The organism is Agrobacterium sp., from assembly GCF_059499945.1.
In genome coordinates this window covers 162,471-180,506 of sequence record NZ_JCABZP010000020.1, presented here as the reverse complement: position 1 = coordinate 180,506, position 18,036 = coordinate 162,471, and the positions used below count along the sequence as shown (strand labels likewise).

The window sequence follows — 18,036 nt, the reverse complement described above, 5'->3', positions numbered from 1 at the left end:
GACCATGCTGTCCCTGAAGATAGATGATCTTGCCGTATCCTTTCCCGGTTTGTCAGCGCCGGTTCTCGTTCTCGACGGTCTGGAAATCGCTGCCGGTAGCCGCGTTGCGCTGACGGGTGGTTCCGGCTCGGGCAAAAGCACCCTGATCAACATCATCGCCGGCCTTGAGCGTGTTCAGGCCGGCCGCGTTGTCTGGGGAGAAGAGAACATTGCGGATTTGCCCGAGGGTCGCCGCGATCGCTGGCGCGCCGCCAATATCGGCCTCGTCATGCAGGAGTTTCATCTTTTTCCCGGCTTGTCCGCGCTGGATAATATCCTGCTGCCCGCCCGCCTGTCGCGTGCGGCAAATGCGGACCTCATGAAGCGCGCGGAATCCCTGTTTGCGACTGTCGGCCTCAAACGCCCGGGGCAGCACGTTGAGACCATGTCGCGCGGTGAAATGCAGCGTGTCGCTATCGCCCGTGCGCTGCTGCGCAGTCCCGGCGTCATCATTGCCGACGAACCGACCGCAAGCCTCGATCTCGAAAGCGGCGAGGCTGTCGGTGATCTCCTGCTTTCCGTTGCGGCCAGCACCGGCAGCACGCTTATCGTCGCCAGCCATGACCAGCATCTTATCGGCCGCCTCGACCGGCGTCTCACCCTCAGCGGCGGCCGTATCGTCGCCGATACCGAGCGGAAGGAGATTGCGGCATGATCGGTTTCATCCTTGCCGACCTGCGCCGTCTTTGGCTGGGTGGCATCGTCGTGGTTCTCCTGGTTGCGCTTGCCACCGCGCTTGGCGTTGCGGTCACGCTGCAGGAGCGTTCGCTGCGTCTCGGCAGCGCCCGTGCCGCCGATAAATTCGATCTCGTTATCGGCGCGGCCGGCAGCGAAACCCAGTTGATCCTTTCCTCCATTTTTCTGCAGGCCGCACCGCTGCCGCTTGTGGACGGCGCTGTTCTGACGAAGCTCGCCGCCGATCCGCGCGTTGCCTGGGCGGCACCTGTCGGGTTTGGCGATTCCTTTGCCGGATACCCGATAGTCGGCACGACGATGAGCCTCGTCAGCAACACGACATCAGGTTTTGCCGAGGGCAGGATGTTCGCGCTGGAAGGCGAAGCCATACTCGGGGCTGCCGTCGATCTGTCTCTCGGTGCTGAGATCAAGCCGATGCACGGCACCGCCGAGACCGGCGGCCACACCCATACCGAGATCGCCTATAAAGTCGTTGGCAAATTGCAGCCCACCGGCACGCCCTGGGATCGCGCCATTCTCGTGCCGATACAGGCCGTGTGGCACGTCCATGGTCTCGGTCATGATCATGGCCATGATGAAGGGCATGAGGATGGCCATGCGGGCGCGCATGATGAAGAACATCACCACGGGGACGGTCACGATCACGCCCATGAAGGCGAAGAACATCACGAAGATGGTGATACGCATGCCGAAGGCGAGGCGGATCATGCCGAAGCCGCTATTCAGCTGGTGGTCTCGCAGCGACAAAAGCATGCTTTGGCCCTCGGCCCAGCCACTTCGGCGCATGTGGAGTCTGACCATCAAGGCGGCATCGATGCGGATGCGCCAATCGTGGAGACTTTCGGCGAGGGCACGCCCGGCCTGCCGGCCATTCTCGTCAAGCCCAAAACGATCGCCGACGCCTATCGCCTGCGGCAGGAATACCGGACCGGTAATACGCTTGGCGTTTTCCCGGGCGAAGTTCTGACGGGTCTCTATGCGACGCTCGGCGATGCCAAGATGGTGCTGAGCGCGGTTGCCGCCGGTTCGCAGGGGTTGGTGGCGGCGGCGCTGGTGCTGGTGACGGTGATCCATGTCGGGCAACGACGCAGGCAGATCGGCGCATTGCGGGCATTCGGCGCGCCGCGCGGCTCGGTATTCGCCATCGTCTGGCTGGAGCTTTTCTTGCTGGTGGTGCTCGGTGTCGGCATCGGTTTTCTGGTCGGATTGGGCGCTGCCCATATCGGCGCACAACTCTTTACCGCAAAAAGCGGCGTCATCCTGCCGGTTGGCTTCACCCGCGAAGATTTGCGTCTTGCACTGTTCCTGCTGGGCTTTGCCGCGGTTCTTTCGGCGATACCGGCTTTGCTCGCCTATCGTCAGTCTCCAGCCGCCGCCCTGCGCGCCTAGATCGCGCGCAAGTCGCCGCAGTTTTCGCTTTTTTTGGATTGATCGAATGGCGTGCCAGTCCGGGGCGATTGGCGCGGTCTAGTCCGTCAGCATTTTGATAGCCATGCCGACACATCGACGCTTCGGCCTCAAATATTCTCTCCAAGGCGTAAAACATGAGCACGCACATAAAATATAGTTTTTTTACTGTGGCCGCTTTTTATGGCAGGCTTGTACTGAGGATTGCATCGAGGCTTGGGAAAAAAAGCAGGAGCCGCGCAATACTGGGAGGGAACCGAGATGGTCGAAAAGAAGCCGGGTAAATCTGCTGAAATCGCGCAGACAGAGCCGCCCGCCGCCGCGCCGAAGCTTCTTTCGGGCGGCAATCCGCAGATTGCCAAGGGATATGGCGACGGCCCGGTGCAGGCCTATATTGCCGCCATGCCGGGTTGGAAAAGTCCGGTCGGAGCACGTATCGATGCGCTGATCGAAAGCCTCGTGCCCGGTGTGCGTAAGGCCGTGAAGTGGAATTCGCCCTTTTACGGCATGGAAGACGATGTCTGGTTTCTCAGCCTTCACTGTTTTACGAAATATATCAAAGTGACCTTTCTCAACGGCGTATCTTTACAACCCTTGCCACCCGGCACCTCCAAACATCCGAAGGTTCGTTACCTCGATATCCATGAGGGTGCGTTTGATGAAACGCAGTTTGCCGACTGGGTGCGGCAGGCGAGCGCCTTGCCCGGCGAAAAAATGTGAGCGATTTGGTTCGCCGGCTCGGCAGGCTTGGGAGCGGGTGAAGATCGCGGAATGCGGCGGCGAATCATGCCGTCTTTCCTCACCTTCAAAGGCCGCGCCGCACTGGGGATGATGAGAAATCGCAGGCTCCTCGATACAGTTTTTCCGTTGCGAAGAAAAACCGGCCAATCCGGCCGATTTCTGTTTACTTTTGCCAATGTTGCACGCCATCACGCTTGCTGAATTCGCTGCCAGGCGTATCGCAAACCACGGAGGATGAGATGAAGGCACTGGTGCTGGAAGAAAAAGGCAAGCTCTCGCTCAGGGATTTTGATATTCCCGGTGGAGCGGGATCCGGTGAACTCGGGCCGAAGGATGTGCTTATCCGCACCCATACGGTCGGCATCTGCGGCTCTGATGTCCATTATTATACTCATGGCAAGATCGGTCATTTCGTCGTCAATGCGCCCATGGTGCTCGGGCACGAAGCGTCTGGAACGGTGATCGAAACCGGTGCCGAGGTAACACACCTGAAGGCTGGTGATCGCGTCTGCATGGAGCCCGGCATTCCCGATCCGACATCGCGCGCCGCAAAGCTCGGCATCTATAATGTCGATCCGGCTGTCCGCTTCTGGGCGACGCCGCCGATCCATGGCTGCCTGACGCCCGAGGTCATTCATCCTGCCGCCTTCACCTACAAGCTGCCCGACAACGTGTCCTTTGCCGAAGGCGCCATGGTCGAACCCTTCGCCATCGGCATGCAGGCGGCGCTGCGGGCGCGTATCCAGCCGGGCGATATCGCCGTGGTAACGGGTGCAGGTCCGATCGGCATGATGGTGGCGCTCGCAGCACTTGCCGGCGGTTGCGCGAAGGTCATCGTTGCCGATCTTGCCCAGCCGAAGCTCGATATCATCGGCTCCTATGATGGCATCGAAACCGTCAACATTCGCGAACGCAATCTCGCAGAGGCCGTTTCGGCTGCGACCGACGGCTGGGGTTGCGATGTCGTCTTCGAATGCTCGGGCGCCGCACCCGCCGTGCTTGGCATGGCTAAGCTGGCGCGGCCGGGCGGTGCGATCGTGCTGGTCGGCATGCCTGTCGATCCGGTTCCTGTCGATATTGTAGGCCTGCAGGCCAAGGAACTTCGGGTGGAGACGGTTTTCCGCTATGCCAACGTCTATGACCGCGCCGTGGCGCTTATCGCGTCCGGCAAGGTTGACCTGAAGCCGCTGATTTCGGCCACCATCCCCTTCGAAGATAGCATCGCCGGTTTCGACCGTGCGGTGGAAGCGCGGGAAACGGATGTGAAACTGCAGATCGTGATGCCGCAGTAACGAACGAAGCCAGCCGCTGATGATTGAGCGGCAGAGACGTTGCGGAAAAGTATGAGTGTAGCCTGCCGGCATCCGGCAGGCTACACGTCAAAATTTCAACGAAAATCGCTTCCGGTTGCGCATTGTTTGAGCGCATCACACTAAATTGAGCGGAAAAATCGGCCCCATCGCGGCGTTTATGGTCAGCCCTTTCGGGCGACTCTTCAATTTTCGACAAAAAAGAGTCAAAAAAGTATCGGCAATTTCTTCGGCGTGATGTGGATGTACTGCCGCCGCCCGCCATATGCTCCTCATCAACGCCTGGGACGAGCCATAAAGAGGAAATGGCTCCTGTCCGCAAATACGGCGGACGCGACTGATGGGAGGAACCATGATGCAGCCCGACCTGGAACTGGTGCACATCCGCAAGGGCGAATCCTTCGCCGCCTGGCGGCATGGCTATCCGTTCCGCACCGTGCGCTGGCATTATCATCCCGAATACGAAATCCACCTCGTCGTCGCCACATCGGGCACGTTTTATATCGGTGATTTCGTCGGTCGCTTCGGCCCCGGTCAGCTCATCATGACCGGTCCTAATCTCCCCCAGAACTGGATCAGCGAGATCGAGCCGGACGAAATCGTGCCGACACGTTCCCTCGTGATCCAGTTTCCGGAGAGCTTTATCGAGGATGCCTGCACTTCCATGTCGGAAATGGAAGTGGTGCGCGGCCTCCTGGATCGCAGCCGTCGTGGCATTCTTTTCGATGATGAGACCAGCGACCGCGTCCGCCCGCTGATCCTCCGGTTGATCGAAGCGCAGGGGCTGACGCGTCTGGCGCTTTTCTGGGAAATTCTCGATCTCTTGGTCAATGCCCCGACATCGGAGGTGCTGGCGAGCCTTAGCTACGAGTTGGATCTGACCGGCATCGGCGACAGCGGCATCAACCGTGCTCTGTCGCATCTACGCCAGCATCTGACCGAGCAGGTTGAGGAAATCGATCTCGCCGACATGGTGGGTCAGAGCCCGAGCGCCTTTTCCCGCGCCTTCAAGCGCCACACGGGAACGACGCTGGTGCGGTATCGCAATCAGTTACGCATCGATCTTGCCTGCCAGATGCTCCTGGCGGATCAGGATGTGAAGGTGGCGGAGGTCTGCTACGATGTGGGCTTTTCCAACCTTTCGAATTTCAACCGGCATTTCCTGAAGCTGAAGGGAATGTCGCCGTCGAGGTTCCGAACCATATTCGCAGCCCAGAAGGCAGCGGTCATGGCGGAGTAAACCAGCGACACATCGCCGATTTTTACCAATTCGGGCAGAGGGCTGTCCGGAAACGGGCACCTGTTGCCCCAACTTTCCAAACGGGAGGAAAAGTGAGATGAAAATGAAATCCAAGTTTCTGATGGCGACAGCCGCAATTGCAATGATGGCCGCTCCGGCGCTGGCGCAGGAAAAGCTGAAGATCGGCATGACCTTCCAGGAACTGAACAACCCCTATTTCGTATCGATGCAGGAAGCCCTGAAGGAAGCCGCTGCAAGCATTGGCGCCGATGTCGTCGTCACCGATGCCGGCCACGATGTGGCAAAGCAGATTTCCGACGTTGAAGACATGCTTCAGCAGAAGATCGACATCCTGCTCCTGAACCCCACCGACAGCGCCGGCATCGAAGCCGCCGTGCATGCTGCCAAGGCCGCCGGCGTGACTGTCGTCGCCGTCGACGCCAACGCCAATGGCCCGGTCGACACCTTCGTCGGCTCGAAGAACAGGGACGCGGGTTACCAGTCGTGCAAATATCTCGGTGAAGCCCTCGGTGGTAAGGGTGAGGTTGCTATCCTCGACGGCATTCCGGTCGTGCCGATCCTGCAGCGTGTCGAAGGTTGCAAGGCGGCTCTTGCAGAATTCGCAGACATCAAGCTGGTCGACACGCAGAATGGCCGTCAGGACCGCTCCGTTGCTCTCGGCGTCGTCGAAAACATGATTCAGTCGCGTCCGAACCTCGCCGGTATCTTCTCGGTCAACGATGGCGGCGCGATGGGTGCACTCGCTGCGATCCAGGGTTCCGGCAAGGACATCAAGCTGACCTCGGTGGACGGTGCGCCGGAAGCGGTGAAGGCAATTGCCGACGGTGGCCCTTTCATCGAAACCACCGCGCAGTTCCCGCGTGACCAGGTTCGTGTCGGTCTTGCCATGGCGCTCGCCCAGAAGTGGGGCGCACGCGTCGTGCCGAAGGAAGTCCCGATCGACGTCATGGTCGTTGACAGCAAAAACGCCGGCGAGTTCAGCTGGTAAGAACTCCTCCCAGGTCCCGTCCCCGCTTATGCGGGGGCGGGGTTAAATCCCGACCATCGAGGAGGGTGAAATGCTGGAACTGAATGGAATAAGAAAAAGCTTTGGCAAGATCGAAGTCCTGCGTGGCGTCGACCTTCAGGCGCGCGCCGGTGAGGTGCATGCGCTTCTAGGCGAAAACGGCGCCGGCAAGTCGACTTTGATGAAGATCCTGTGCGGCATTCTGCAGCCCTCGGAAGGGACGATCTGCATCGACGGCAAGGATCGCCGCTTCGCCAATTATGATGAGGCGATTGCCGCCGGCGTCGGCATCGTGTTTCAGGAATTCAGCCTGATCCCCTATCTCAATGCCGTGGAAAACATGTTCCTCGCCCGCGAAATCCGCGGGCCGCTGCGCCTTCTCAACAAGGGCGCGATGCGCAAGCGCGCGGCTGAGATCATGAGCCGGCTGGCCGTGGATGTGCCGCTCGACGTGCCGGTGCATCGTCTTTCCGTTGCCCAGCAGCAATTTGTCGAAATCGCCAAGGCGCTGTCGCTGGATGCCCGCATCCTTGTTCTTGACGAGCCGACCGCGACGCTCACCCCGTCTGAGACCGAGCATCTGTTCAAGGTCATGCGCGAACTGCGTCGTCAGGGCGTGGCGATCATCTTCATTTCGCATCATCTGGAAGAAATATTCGAGATCTGCGACCGCATCACCGTTCTGCGCGACGGTGAACTGATCGGCTCCTGCCTGACGTCGGAGGTCGATAATGACCGTCTCGTCGAGATGATGGTCGGCCGACGCATCGAAGCCAGCTTTCCGCCAAAGCCGCAGCTCGATCCTTCCGCCGAAAGCGTGATTGAAGTGGAAGAGCTGCAATTGAAGAAGGGCGGCCCCGTCTCGCGCTTTGCGCTGCGCAAGGGTGAAATCCTCGGCTTTGCCGGGCTTGTCGGTTCAGGCCGCACCGAAACGGTGCTGGCCATGCTCGGCGCGCATTCCGCGTCGCGCCGCAAGATCAAGGTCGATGGCGTGGACACGCGTTTTTCCGGCCCCGATGAAGCGTTGATGCGCGGCATCGGCCTCTTGCCGGAAAGCCGCAAGGAAGAGGGGCTGATCACCAGCTTCTCCATCCTGCAGAATATTTCGCTGAACAATTACCGCAAATACCGCAAGGCGCACTGGTTCCTCGATCTCAAAAAGGAACTGGAGCACACGACGAAGGCCATGGCACAGGTGCAGGTGAAGGCGCAGGGGCCTTTTGCCCGCGTCGACACGCTGTCCGGCGGCAACCAGCAGAAGATCGTCATCGCGCGCTGGCTGAACCATGACATGCGCGTGCTGATCTTCGACGAGCCGACACGCGGCATCGATGTCGGCGCGAAGGCGGAAATCTATTCGCTCATGCGTGAATTCGCCGCCAAGGGCCATTCGATCATCATGATCTCCTCGGAGCTGCCGGAAGTGATCGGCATGTCCGACAGGGTCTGCGTCTTCCGTTCCGGCGGCATCGTCGCCACGGTCGAGGGCGAAGACATCAATTCAGAAACAATAATGACAAACGCCACCACCGGGAGAGTTGAACATGTCGCTTGATGCAAACACCGGCACAGCCGCGAAAACGGGCGGTTTCAGTCTCGGCGCCATGTTGCGTTCGCCGCTCGCCCTGCCGCTGGCGGGTCTCATCGTCGTATCGATCCTCATGGGGCTTGCGAGCGACAATTTCTTCAGCGTCAACAACATCATGAACGTGCTGCGGCAGGTTTCCGTCGTCGGCATTCTCGCCGTGGGCATGACCTTCGTCATCCTCACCGGCGGCATCGACCTTTCGGTCGGCGCGGTCATGGCGCTTGTCGGCACGCTGTCGGCCGGCCTGATGGTGAATACCGGCCTGTCGCCCGCGGTTGCTTTGCCAGCTGGCCTTTTCATCGGTCTCGGCATCGGCATCTTCAACGGGGCGCTTGTCGCCTGGGGCAAGATGCCCGCCATTATCGTGACGCTTGCCACCATGGGCATGGCGCGCGGTCTCGGCCTCATTTATTCCGGCGGTTACCCGGTCAGCGGCATTCCGAGCTGGATTTCCTGGTTCGGCGTCGGCCGTATCGGTGTCGTTCCGGTGCCTGTCGTGATCATGGTGGTGATTTATGCCATCGCCTGGGTGCTGTTGCAGCGAACGGCTTTCGGCCGTCATGTCTATGCACTTGGCGGAAACGAGCTGGCGGCCCGTCTTTCGGGCGTGAAGACCCAGCGCGTCAAGCTTGCGGTCTATGGCATCTCGGGCGTCACGGCAGCTTTTGCCGCGCTCATCCTCACCGGCCGCTTGATGAGCGGTCAGCCCAATGCCGGTGTCGGCTTCGAACTGGACGCTATTGCGGCGGTCGTTCTCGGCGGCACGGCGATTGCAGGCGGCAGGGGTCTCATTCTCGGCACGCTCATCGGCGCGGTGCTGCTCGGTATCCTTAATAACGGCCTCAATCTGATGGGCATCAACCCCTATCTGCAGGATGTCATCAAGGGCGGCATCATCCTGCTGGCCATCTATATCGGGCGCGAATGGCGCTGAGCCGGCCCGGAACATCTTCATAAACGCAGGAGAACTAAATGTCTGAATCGCTGCAAGGCAAGATCGCGGTCATCACCGGCGCCGCATCCGGCATCGGGCTTGCCACCACCGAAGCGCTCTTGGAACAGGGCGCGACCGTGGTCATGGTCGACTGGAACGAGAAAGCCTTGAATGATCTGGTCGCCAAGCTTGGCGACCGCGCCATCCCGCAGGTCACGAACCTGCTCGATGCCGACAGCTGCAACGCCATGATCCCGGAAATACTTGCGAAGGTCGATCATATCGACATTCTCTATTGCAACGCAGGTACCTATATCGGCGGCGATCTCACGGAGACGACGCCCGAAGCCATCGACAAGATGCTGAACCTCAACGTCAACGCCGTCATGAAGAACGTTCATGCCGTCGTGCCGCATATGTCCGAGCGCAAGACCGGCGATATCATCGTCACCTGCTCCATCGCCGGCCATTTCCCGACCTATTGGGAGCCGGTCTATTCGGGCTCGAAATGGGCGATCACCAGCTTCGTGCAGGGCATGCGCCGCCAGATGATCCCGCACGGCGTGCGAGTCGCGCAGGTTTCTCCCGGCCCGGTCGTTTCCGCACTTCTGGCCGATTGGCCGGAGGAAAACCTCCGCAAGGCCAAGGAATCGGGCAGCCTGATCGATGCGAGCGAAGTGGCCGATGCCGTCATCTACATGCTGACGCGCAAGCGCACCGTCACCATCCGCGACATGCTGGTCTTGCCGACCAACTTCGACCGCGTTTAAAAACTCCTGGAGCGGCGGGAAAACCGGAAACGGCCCCCGCCGCTTAAAATCTGTTCAAGCACCGGATGATCCGCTCCGAGGAGTATCGTAAATGGCTTCCTATCTTGTTGGCGTCGATGTCGGGACCGGCTCGGCGCGGGCCGGTGTCTTTGATGTCGCGGGCAAGCTTCTCGCCACCGCCAAGCGCCCGATCACCATGCACCGCGAAGATGGGGGCATTGCCGAACAATCGAGTGGTGAGGTGTGGCAGGCCGTGTGCGATAGTGTGCGGGAAAGCGTGTCACGCGCCGGTATCGATCCGGCAGAGGTTGCCGGCATCGGTTTCGACGCGACCTGTTCGCTTGTCGTGCGTGGTGCTGATGACGAGACTTTGCCGGTCGGCGCTGCCGATCATCCCGAACGCGATATCATCGTCTGGATGGATCACCGCGCCGTGGAACAGGCGGAGCGCATCAACGCCGGCGAACACGCCGTCCTGAAATATGTCGGCGGCCGTATTTCCCCGGAAATGCAGACGCCGAAGCTGCTGTGGCTCAACGAAAACCGGCCGGATATCTATGCTCGTGCCGAGCACTTCTTCGACCTGACGGATTTTCTGACCTGGAAGGCTTCCGGCGCGCTCGATCGCTCCGCCTGCACGGTCACCTGCAAATGGACCTATCTCGCCCATGAGAACCGTTGGGATGCGGACTATTTCACCCGCATCGGGCTTGGTGATCTTGCGGAGCAGGGCTTCCGCCGCATCGGTGAAAGCGTCGTTCACCCCGGCACGGCGCTGGGCAAGGGTCTCACCGAAGACGCTGCAAAAGCTATGGGGCTGGTTGCAGGCATCGCCGTTGCCGCAGGCCTGATTGACGCCCATGCCGGCGGCGTTGGCACGGTGGCAGCGGGTGGCGACGCCTCGCGATGCCTCGGTTATGTATTCGGCACTTCCTCCTGCACCATGACCACCACAGCCGAACCCGCCTTTGTGCCTGGCGTCTGGGGTCCCTATTATTCCGCCATGGTTCCCGGCGCATGGCTCAATGAAGGCGGCCAGTCCGCCGCCGGCGCGGCCATCGATTATCTGGTGCAATTGCATCCGGCCTCTGCCGAGGCGAAGGCGCTTGCCGAGAAGGATGGCAAAGCCTTGCCGGTATGGCTTGCCGACCGTGCTCTCAGCCTTGCCGCTTCGGTTTCCGCCGCAGCTGAGATCGCCGAGGATTTTCATGTGGTGCCGGAATTTCTCGGTAACCGCGCGCCCTTCGCCGATCCCCATGCCCGCGCGGTCATTGCCGGTTACGGCATGGAGACGGGCGTGGATTCTCTCGTCGCGCTTTATGTGGCGGGGCTTCTCGGCCTCGGTTATGGGCTTCGCCAGATTATCGAGACGCAGGCCCGCAACGGCGCGCCTGTGGAAACGATCAGCGTCAGCGGTGGGGCGGGTGCTCATCCGCTTGCCCGGCAATTGCTGGCGGATGCGACCGGCCTTCCGGTTGAACTGACCGAATGCGAGGAGCCGGTGCTGCTCGGTTCGGCTATGCTGGGTGCCGTTGCTGCGGGAACCTATCCCGACCTCATCGCCGCCATGCCAGCGATGTCGCGTATCGCCAGCTGCGCGACACCCGATCCTGATTTTCAGAATGTTCATCAGGCGCGTTACGATGCGTTTCTGGCGCTACAGAATGCGGCGCGCGCCATTCGTTCCGCCAGCCATTCCTGAAACGCGTCACAAGCTTAGATCATCCGGCCGTATCGGCCGCAAAATAACGAGGATTCCATGCAGTTTTCCGGAAAATCCGTCATCATCACCGGCGCAGGAAAAGGTATCGGCCGCGCCTGTGCACAGCTGATGGCCGCGCGCGGTGCGGAAGTGGTGGCGATCAGCCGCACGCAGTCCGATCTCGACAGCCTGAAAAGCGAAATCGGCGGCCGTTCGATCCGTGTCGATCTTGCCGATGTCGCCGCCACCCGTGCCGCGATGGCGGAGGCTGGCCCCTGCGATTTCCTGATCAACAGCGCCGGCATCAACGTGCTGGAAAGCGTGCTCGACATGAGCGATGCGGGTTATGAAGCCGTGCTGGGCATCAACCTGCGCGCGGCCCTCGTCACCTGCCAGGAATTTGCCCGCGCCCGCATCGCAAATGGCGGCGGTGGCGCCATCGTCAACATCACGTCTATCGCCGGCCATCGCGGTTTTCAGGATCACCTGTGTTATGCAGCGTCCAAGGCAGGGCTTGAAGGCGCAACACGCGTTCTCGCCAAGGAACTCGGCCCCCACGGTATCCGCGTCAACGCGGTTGCGCCGACCATCACGTTGACCGAACTCGCTGCCGAAGCCTGGAACGACCCCGCAAAGAGCCAGCCGATGATGGTTCGTCATCCGCTTAACCGTTTTGCCGAAGCGGAAGAGGTGGCGCAGAGCATCGCGCTGCTGCTCTCGGACGACAGCAAGATGATTTCCGGCGCCGTCTTGCCCGTCGATGGCGGTTTCCTCGCCGTTTGAAACAGGCAACGGCGGATATCAAGGCGGATTGCTGAAAACCATCAAACCTGATGCGCGGGGTGCAAGATGCACCGCCGCGCATTTTACTTTTTGACGCGCAGTTATCAGTTCAGGTCCGGATGGCGGCCAACGAGTTCCTCGCGTTTCGCCTCGAGGGTTTTCTTCTGCTCCTCCAGCTTGACGAGTTCCTCGTCGATCTCCTCGACACTTTTTTCGATGTGGAGATATTGCTCGGCAAGAAGCGATTTTGCTTCCTTCCGGCTGGAGGCATTCGGCGTATCGCCATAGAGCGGCCGGTTGGCCGTTTCCTTCAGGAAGAAGGTCGTGACGATGCCGAAGACGGCTGCGACCATGAGGTAATAGGCGGGCATGTAGATGTTTTCGGTCACCTCCACCAGCCAGGCGGTTACCGTTGGTGTCAGCCCCGCGACGATGATCGAGATATTAAAGGCGATTGCCAAAGCGCTGTAGCGGATGCGGGCCGGGAAGAGGGCGGGTAAGGTGGAGGCCATGATGCCGATCAGGCAATTGAGTGCGACTGCGAGAATGAGCAGCCCGAAGAAGATCTGCACCACCTGACCGCTGGCAATGAAATGAAAGGCCGGCAGCGAGAAAAAAAGGATCGCCGTGCTGCCGACGGCGAGAAACGGCCTGCGGCCGATCCGGTCGCTCAGCAAGCCGATCGCCGGCTGGACGAACAGCATGCCGACCATGACAGCTATGATGATGAGAACGCCGTGATCCTCGCTGTAATTCAGCGTTTTTGACAGATAGGTCGGCATGTAGGTCAGCAGCATGTAATAGGTCACGTTGGTGACGAGAACCATGCCGATGCAGATCGCCAGCGATCGGGTATGCTCTCTGGCGATCTCCGCGATCGGCACCATCGGCCGTTCCTTGAGCGACTGGCGGTCCTCTTCTTCAGCGCGCTGCAGCCGTTCGGTGAAAGCCGGGGTTTCTTCCGCGGCGTGGCGGAGATAAAGGCCGATGAGCCCGAGCGGTGCGGCCAGGAAGAACGGTATGCGCCAGCCCCAATCGAGGAACTTTGCTTCCCCCATGGCGGTGCTGAGCAGCACGACGAACCCCGCGCCAAGCACGAAACCGGCGATGGAGCCGAAATCGAGCCAGCTGCCGAGGAAGCCGCGTTTGCGGTCCGGCGCATATTCCGCCACGAAGATGGCCGCGCCGGTATATTCGCCGCCGACGGAAAAGCCCTGGGCGAGCTTGCAGAGCAGCAAGAGGACAGGCGCCCAGATGCCGATGGTCGCATAGCCCGGGATTAGGCCGATGCAGAAGGTGCTCGCCGCCATGATGATGATGGTGAGCGAAAGGACTTTCTGGCGGCCGAACTTGTCGCCCATCGCGCCGAAGAAAATGCCGCCGAGAGGACGAATGAGAAACGGCACCGAAAATGTCGCCAGTGCCGCCACGGTCTGAACGGCGGGAGCCGCCTCGGGAAAGAAGACCTTGCCGACGGCATAAGCGACAAAACCGTAAACGCCAAAATCGAACCACTCCATGGCGTTGCCAAGGGCTGCGGCCGTTACGGCCTTTTTGACCTTTTCGTCATCGATGACGGTCACGTCGTCAATGCTCAGCGGGCTGGCCTGAATCTGATTGTGCAATTGTCGTCCCCTTGAATGCCTTGCGCCCAATTATTGCGCGCCATGAAAATGCCTGACATGCGCAAGTGTTCCATTTGCCGGCGGAGGGGGAGCGGTGCAGGGAGCGGCCCATATAAACGAACGCCCGGCACATGGCCGGGCGCTTCTGAAGTCTGGTGGGACAGGCTTAGTGACGATGTTCGGGCATGTCCTTCAGCTGGTCCTTTGTCCACGAGGTAACGGCATGGACGTCGCCATCTTCATCGCGCATGAAATCAAGGTCGCTGATCGGCACTGCAACGGGCTTTGCGCCAATGCCGAGAAAACCGCCGACATCAATGATGGCTGTCGTGTTGGCGCCGACACCGTGCACATGATCAACTTTACCGACCTTGTGATCATCCGCGCCATAAACGGTGGCGCCTTCCAGAACGGACGGCGTGAGTTCGGTTTCAGCCAGACGGACGTGATTGCTGTGGTCCATTGTTCTTCCTCCTGTCTTGGGTTTGCACAAAACAAACTCCCGCACCGCAAAACCGTTCCATCCAAAATCCCCCATGCTGGCGAGCGCGGGACCGCTGCCTATTTCTCATCGGTACATTGTTGGGGTTTGCTTTTGGGCGCTTCCGAAAAGGTTGCGGAATGGTCACACCTTTTCTTTGGAAGACAAGTTTTCGCTAAATTGCAACCGCTAAAGTTGTTGCGATGATGTGTCGGGATGTTATCTCTGCGTCAGGTTGAATCATCGAGGGGATGAGGGATGAAAAAGTTGGGTGCGGTTTTGCTGGTGGCGCTTTTGAGCGCATGTGCAAAGCCATCTGACGGACCGACCGCAGGCAATATCCGATCTGCGACTTTCCCACGAACCAACGAAAAAATCCCCGTCATCGAACTGGCGAATGCACCGGCGGCCACGGTTTCCGCCGGGAGCCTGCAGGGCACCTCCGGGCCTGGCCTTACCGCGCTTCGCAACACCGGTTACAACGCCCAGAGATTGCGGCGCGGCGACGTGATCGACATCACCGTGCTGGATACGGGAGAAGACGGACTTTTCTCCCCGACGCAAAGCAAGACGCTCAATCTCGGTCGCTTTACCGTGGATCAGGGCGGATCGGTGAATATTCCCTTCGTCGGCAAACAGCGGGTGGTGGATTCGACGCCCGAGGGGCTGCAATCGCAGGTCGTCGCCGGGCTCAAGGGATCGGCCGTGAACCCGCAGGCCGTCGTTACCGTCGTAGACAAGCCGACGAGCGCCGTCATGCTCGGCGGTGCGGTGAAGAACCCCGGCAAAATAACGCTCACCGCCCGTCAGGAGCGGGTGCTTGATGCCCTCAATCAGGCCGGCGGCCCGACTGTCGCGCCGGGCGCGGCTACGGTCACCGTGGTTCGCGGCTCGCACAGGGCCAGTGCGCCGCTTGATCGCGTCATGCGGGAAGACCGCCAGAATATCCGCCTTTCGCCGGATGATCAGATCATGATTGATGGCGATGCGGCGAGTTACACGGCGCTCGGCGCCTTCAAGAGCGCCGGCGAATTCCAGTTCGAAGCTGGAAAACTCACCCTGGCGCAGGCTGTCGGCCGCGCTGGCGGGTTGCTGGATGACCGTGCGGACGCACGCAATGTCTATGTCTTCCGCAACGAGATTATTCAGGTGCCGTCTGCAACGGCACCGGGCGCGAAAGGCCCGGTCGCGACAGCCACGACCATGCGGCCGGTAATCTATCACGTCAATATGCGCGACGCTTCCAGCATTGCCCTCATGCAGCTTTTCCAGATGCAGAAGGGTGATGTGCTTTATGCCAGCAACGCGCCGCTGGTGGATTCGGCCAAGCTCCTGACCGTGTTCCAGAAGAGCGTGCCGACGGCGGCAGCACCGCTTCCCGGCAGCGGCAACTGACGATTGGGCGCTACAGAAGTTGTAGCGCTTCCATCGCCGATTGCGGACGCAAAGCGGGATCGTCATGGCAACAGCCGTCCGCAAAATCCGCCAAGCTTTGCGTTGCTCGCGCCCCATCTGACCCAGCAAGCCGCCGGGCAAGCCGTCCCACTGAAAATATATCCTGATCCGGCTTTGCCGCTGCGTCCCGCATCCGTTCCGGTGACGCAAATTCGCGCGAGGCGGCGAAGCTCATGCCCCGTTCCGCATGTCTCTGGCCGATCTCCAGCGCAATGCCGAAATCGCCAAGCCTACCTGTTTCGAAATCGCCGTTCTCCAGAAAAATATTGGCTGGCGTGACATCGCAGTGGACATAACCCCGTGCATGCATGCCGCTTAGCCCTTCCAGCAGGCGGCGAAGGATTGTGATCGCCTGCGGCGCGGTAGTAGGCCGCTGCGACGCCAGTGACTGCGGCAGCCATGGTTGCAACAGACCCGGCCTCCCATCGGGCAGTCTCAGCAGCGCCGATGTTTCCACCAGGCACGGATGGCGCAGTGTCAGTCCGACCTGTGCCTCCTCCCGCAATCTTTGCAGTAGCGCCGCGTCGTTTCTCAACGCTGGTGGCAGGGTCTTCAGCGCATGAAGGGTGCCGAGATCGCGGTGCCGCACTTGCAGCAGCAGGGTGTTTTCGCTTTCGTAGGCAATCCGTTCAAGGGAAAAACTGTCGGCAATCCAGTCGGGTTTTGCCTCGGAAAAATGCGAGACTTTCCGATCCAGCGCGTTCCTGATCTGGTCGATCAGATCCTTCCGGTCTTCGGCCGACCTCTCCCCAGTGCCATCGTGGCGGATGCTTTCCCACAGATCGGAAAAGCGCTCGGCAACCTGCGGGTAGGCAGGCCCATCGCCCGGTTGTTTACCCTTGCTCAAGCCGGTTTCCAATCACGATGGCGCTGACATTTTCGCGTGCGTCCTCGATCAGTGCTTCCTGGATCAGGGCGCTGGCGCAGTCCTTGATCGGGGTGTTGCCGACAATCTCGGCAATCGCGCGCTCCTTCAGGATTTGCACCAGCGGATAACTGCACAGGAGCAGCCTGTCCTGTGAGCTCCAGTCTTCCCCGACGATATCCGGCCGGAATTGCTGGGAAAGCCCGACACATTGCGAGAGCTGCTTTTTCATGCCGATAACGACGTGATCGCGCGAAAGCTGGTGCATGGTTCCGTTTTTCAGGAGATAGGCACGCGCGTCGCCGGACCATAACACGCTCAGCCTGCGGCCGAAAATGGAGGCTATGACGACGCTGGCCATCGGCCTGCCGTCCGCACCCATGGCCTGGCGCGACAGAAGCAGGCTGTTGACTGTGCCGAGCTTTCCCCTGATCTGCTGCGCCATCACTTCGGGAGTTTCGGCATCGGGCGTCTCAGCAAGAATATTCGTGACCAGACGGGCGGCTTCCGCGGCGCTGTGCGTGTCACCCTGTCCGTCCGCTATGGCGAAGAGGGTAGGTGTCTGGGAAACGAAGAGCGAATCCGCGTTCAGGGAGAGCCTCGTTCCCGGGTGCGTGGCATAGCTGTAGATGACCGGCGCGGGCTGTCCGGTTGAGGGCGCGGGCGAAATAATGGGTGGGGTTTTCTGTTTCACACTCTCCGGCGCCTGCGCAGGCGCTGAGCCGTCCTCATCGCCCTTGCCCGTCATGTCGCTGAAGAGGCGCAGGAAATCGGAAGCTTTGGGTTTACCGTCAAATTTGAGGCCGCGGGCACGGCGGCTGATGGGATCAATGTGCCACCAGAGGCTCGTCGGTACGCGGTTACGCACCATTTCCTGTGTATCATCCTCTTCCCGTGGCTTCGGCGGGCGCAGTTTTTTGACGGAGGCGTTGAACCGGGACATGTTGAAATCATCCGTCATGGATGTTTCGGCCAGCGCCTCGGCGGCCATGAACCAGGTGTCGTCGAGATAGAGCGTTCTCGGATGTTTCCGGAAGTTATTGAGCTGGGCAATGATGGCAAGCGGATATTTTCGCCCCACCCGGTCTGCACTGGGCACCAGCACGCCGGCATAGGCGCAGTTTCCCCATATGCCGCTTTCGATGATGAAACGTATGGGAGGCGATGACGCGAATATTTCGGACCATCGGCCCGCGAACGTGTCCGCGCAGGCGTGCAGGCCGGATCGCATCCAGTCGTCAAAGGTCCCGATCAATTCCCGTTCAAGCCCGTCGGAGATGAAGTCGCCATGGCTGGGTACCTTGCCGAAGAAACCGATGCGGTCGCTTTCCGCTGCGGTTTCCGCGGGCCTCGATGCCTGATTGGCCATCAGT

Annotated in this window: 16 protein-coding genes; 12 read left to right on the top strand and 4 right to left on the bottom strand. The window is 60.3% G+C overall.

Going from position 1 to position 18,036, the window contains the following annotated elements:
- Positions 1-4: 4 nt before the first annotated feature.
- The 11 genes from AC5I5B_RS23785 to AC5I5B_RS23735 all read left to right on the top strand — a co-directional run bounded on the left by AC5I5B_RS23785 (position 5) and on the right by AC5I5B_RS23735 (position 12,237).
- Positions 5-694 carry an ABC transporter ATP-binding protein gene (locus tag AC5I5B_RS23785; protein WP_020813007.1) on the top strand — a complete coding sequence of 230 codons (690 nt, stop codon included), beginning with the start codon at positions 5-7 and terminating at the stop codon, positions 692-694.
- Entirely contained in the window at positions 691-2,124 is a 1,434-nt protein-coding gene (locus AC5I5B_RS23780; protein WP_174054688.1) for an ABC transporter permease, read from the top strand. Before AC5I5B_RS23785 ends, AC5I5B_RS23780 begins: the two co-directional genes overlap by 4 nt.
- Positions 2,125-2,403: 279 nt before the next feature.
- Positions 2,404-2,862, top strand: a complete 459-nt coding sequence (locus AC5I5B_RS23775) for a DUF1801 domain-containing protein (protein ID WP_112964896.1) — start codon at positions 2,404-2,406, stop codon at positions 2,860-2,862.
- A 260-nt stretch (positions 2,863-3,122) separates the two neighbouring features.
- Positions 3,123-4,175 (top strand): NAD(P)-dependent alcohol dehydrogenase, encoded by a 1,053-nt coding sequence (locus AC5I5B_RS23770; protein ID WP_174054687.1) that lies wholly within the window; start codon positions 3,123-3,125, stop codon positions 4,173-4,175.
- Positions 4,176-4,548: 373 nt separating this feature from the next.
- Positions 4,549-5,433 (top strand): helix-turn-helix domain-containing protein, encoded by an 885-nt coding sequence (locus tag AC5I5B_RS23765; RefSeq protein ID WP_060724286.1) that lies wholly within the window; start codon positions 4,549-4,551, stop codon positions 5,431-5,433.
- A gap of 97 nt (positions 5,434-5,530) precedes the next feature.
- Positions 5,531-6,442, top strand: coding sequence for an ABC transporter substrate-binding protein (locus AC5I5B_RS23760; protein WP_020813002.1), 912 nt, complete (start codon positions 5,531-5,533; stop codon positions 6,440-6,442).
- Positions 6,443-6,512: 70 nt separating this feature from the next.
- Complete coding sequence (locus AC5I5B_RS23755) at positions 6,513-8,015, top strand: sugar ABC transporter ATP-binding protein (protein ID WP_111781616.1); 1,503 nt, start codon at positions 6,513-6,515, stop codon at positions 8,013-8,015.
- On the top strand, positions 8,005-8,982 hold the full coding sequence (locus tag AC5I5B_RS23750) for an ABC transporter permease (protein WP_020813000.1): 978 nt from the start codon (positions 8,005-8,007) through the stop codon (positions 8,980-8,982). The genes AC5I5B_RS23755 and AC5I5B_RS23750 overlap by 11 nt, the downstream gene beginning before the upstream one ends.
- Positions 8,983-9,020: 38 nt before the next feature.
- A complete protein-coding gene (locus AC5I5B_RS23745) occupies positions 9,021-9,752 on the top strand; it encodes an SDR family oxidoreductase (protein WP_003504511.1) in 732 nt (243 codons plus the stop codon).
- 91 nt (positions 9,753-9,843) lie between these two features.
- A complete protein-coding gene (locus tag AC5I5B_RS23740) occupies positions 9,844-11,454 on the top strand; it encodes an FGGY-family carbohydrate kinase (protein ID WP_174054686.1) in 1,611 nt (536 codons plus the stop codon).
- A gap of 57 nt (positions 11,455-11,511) precedes the next feature.
- Positions 11,512-12,237, top strand: coding sequence for an SDR family oxidoreductase (locus AC5I5B_RS23735; protein ID WP_003504515.1), 726 nt, complete (start codon positions 11,512-11,514; stop codon positions 12,235-12,237).
- Positions 12,238-12,341: 104 nt separating this feature from the next.
- Here AC5I5B_RS23735 and proP read toward each other — a convergent pair whose 3' ends face one another.
- Both proP and AC5I5B_RS23725 read right to left on the bottom strand, forming a co-directional pair.
- Positions 12,342-13,862, bottom strand: coding sequence for a glycine betaine/L-proline transporter ProP (gene proP, locus AC5I5B_RS23730; RefSeq protein WP_174054685.1), 1,521 nt, complete (start codon positions 13,860-13,862; stop codon positions 12,342-12,344).
- A 166-nt stretch (positions 13,863-14,028) separates the two neighbouring features.
- Positions 14,029-14,325: a PRC-barrel domain-containing protein gene (locus AC5I5B_RS23725; protein WP_003504518.1), complete on the bottom strand. Its 297-nt coding sequence runs from the start codon at positions 14,323-14,325 to the stop codon at positions 14,029-14,031.
- Positions 14,326-14,601: 276 nt separating this feature from the next.
- Here AC5I5B_RS23725 and AC5I5B_RS23720 point away from each other — a divergent pair, with 276 nt between their 5' ends.
- Positions 14,602-15,738 (top strand): polysaccharide biosynthesis/export family protein, encoded by a 1,137-nt coding sequence (locus tag AC5I5B_RS23720; RefSeq protein WP_174054684.1) that lies wholly within the window; start codon positions 14,602-14,604, stop codon positions 15,736-15,738.
- Between the two features lie 10 nt (positions 15,739-15,748).
- On the opposite strand, the gene AC5I5B_RS23715 is transcribed toward AC5I5B_RS23720, so the two are convergent.
- Both AC5I5B_RS23715 and tagF read right to left on the bottom strand, forming a co-directional pair.
- On the bottom strand, positions 15,749-16,645 hold the full coding sequence (locus AC5I5B_RS23715) for a protein kinase domain-containing protein (protein WP_087746581.1): 897 nt from the start codon (positions 16,643-16,645) through the stop codon (positions 15,749-15,751).
- Positions 16,632-18,032, bottom strand: coding sequence for a type VI secretion system-associated protein TagF (gene tagF / locus AC5I5B_RS23710; protein WP_495752867.1), 1,401 nt, complete (start codon positions 18,030-18,032; stop codon positions 16,632-16,634). Before tagF ends, AC5I5B_RS23715 begins: the two co-directional genes overlap by 14 nt.
- Between the last annotated feature and the right edge of the window lie 4 nt (positions 18,033-18,036).

Excerpts from the sequence above, each read along its gene's own strand:
- AC5I5B_RS23750 (WP_020813000.1), top strand. The coding sequence starts at position 8,005 with ATGTCGCTTGATGCAAACACCGGCACAGCCGCGAAAACGGGCGGTTTC.
- AC5I5B_RS23735 (WP_003504515.1), top strand. The coding sequence starts at position 11,512 with ATGCAGTTTTCCGGAAAATCCGTCATCATCACCGGCGCAGGAAAAGGT.
- AC5I5B_RS23740 (WP_174054686.1), top strand. The coding sequence starts at position 9,844 with ATGGCTTCCTATCTTGTTGGCGTCGATGTCGGGACCGGCTCGGCGCGG.
- AC5I5B_RS23775 (WP_112964896.1), top strand. The coding sequence starts at position 2,404 with ATGGTCGAAAAGAAGCCGGGTAAATCTGCTGAAATCGCGCAGACAGAG.
- AC5I5B_RS23780 (WP_174054688.1), top strand. The coding sequence starts at position 691 with ATGATCGGTTTCATCCTTGCCGACCTGCGCCGTCTTTGGCTGGGTGGC.
- AC5I5B_RS23770 (WP_174054687.1), top strand. The coding sequence starts at position 3,123 with ATGAAGGCACTGGTGCTGGAAGAAAAAGGCAAGCTCTCGCTCAGGGAT.
- AC5I5B_RS23755 (WP_111781616.1), top strand. The coding sequence starts at position 6,513 with ATGCTGGAACTGAATGGAATAAGAAAAAGCTTTGGCAAGATCGAAGTC.
- tagF (WP_495752867.1), bottom strand. The coding sequence starts at position 18,032 with ATGGCCAATCAGGCATCGAGGCCCGCGGAAACCGCAGCGGAAAGCGAC.
- AC5I5B_RS23785 (WP_020813007.1), top strand. The coding sequence starts at position 5 with ATGCTGTCCCTGAAGATAGATGATCTTGCCGTATCCTTTCCCGGTTTG.
- AC5I5B_RS23725 (WP_003504518.1), bottom strand. The coding sequence starts at position 14,325 with ATGGACCACAGCAATCACGTCCGTCTGGCTGAAACCGAACTCACGCCG.
- AC5I5B_RS23760 (WP_020813002.1), top strand. The coding sequence starts at position 5,531 with ATGAAAATGAAATCCAAGTTTCTGATGGCGACAGCCGCAATTGCAATG.
- AC5I5B_RS23720 (WP_174054684.1), top strand. The coding sequence starts at position 14,602 with ATGAAAAAGTTGGGTGCGGTTTTGCTGGTGGCGCTTTTGAGCGCATGT.
- AC5I5B_RS23765 (WP_060724286.1), top strand. The coding sequence starts at position 4,549 with ATGCAGCCCGACCTGGAACTGGTGCACATCCGCAAGGGCGAATCCTTC.
- AC5I5B_RS23745 (WP_003504511.1), top strand. The coding sequence starts at position 9,021 with ATGTCTGAATCGCTGCAAGGCAAGATCGCGGTCATCACCGGCGCCGCA.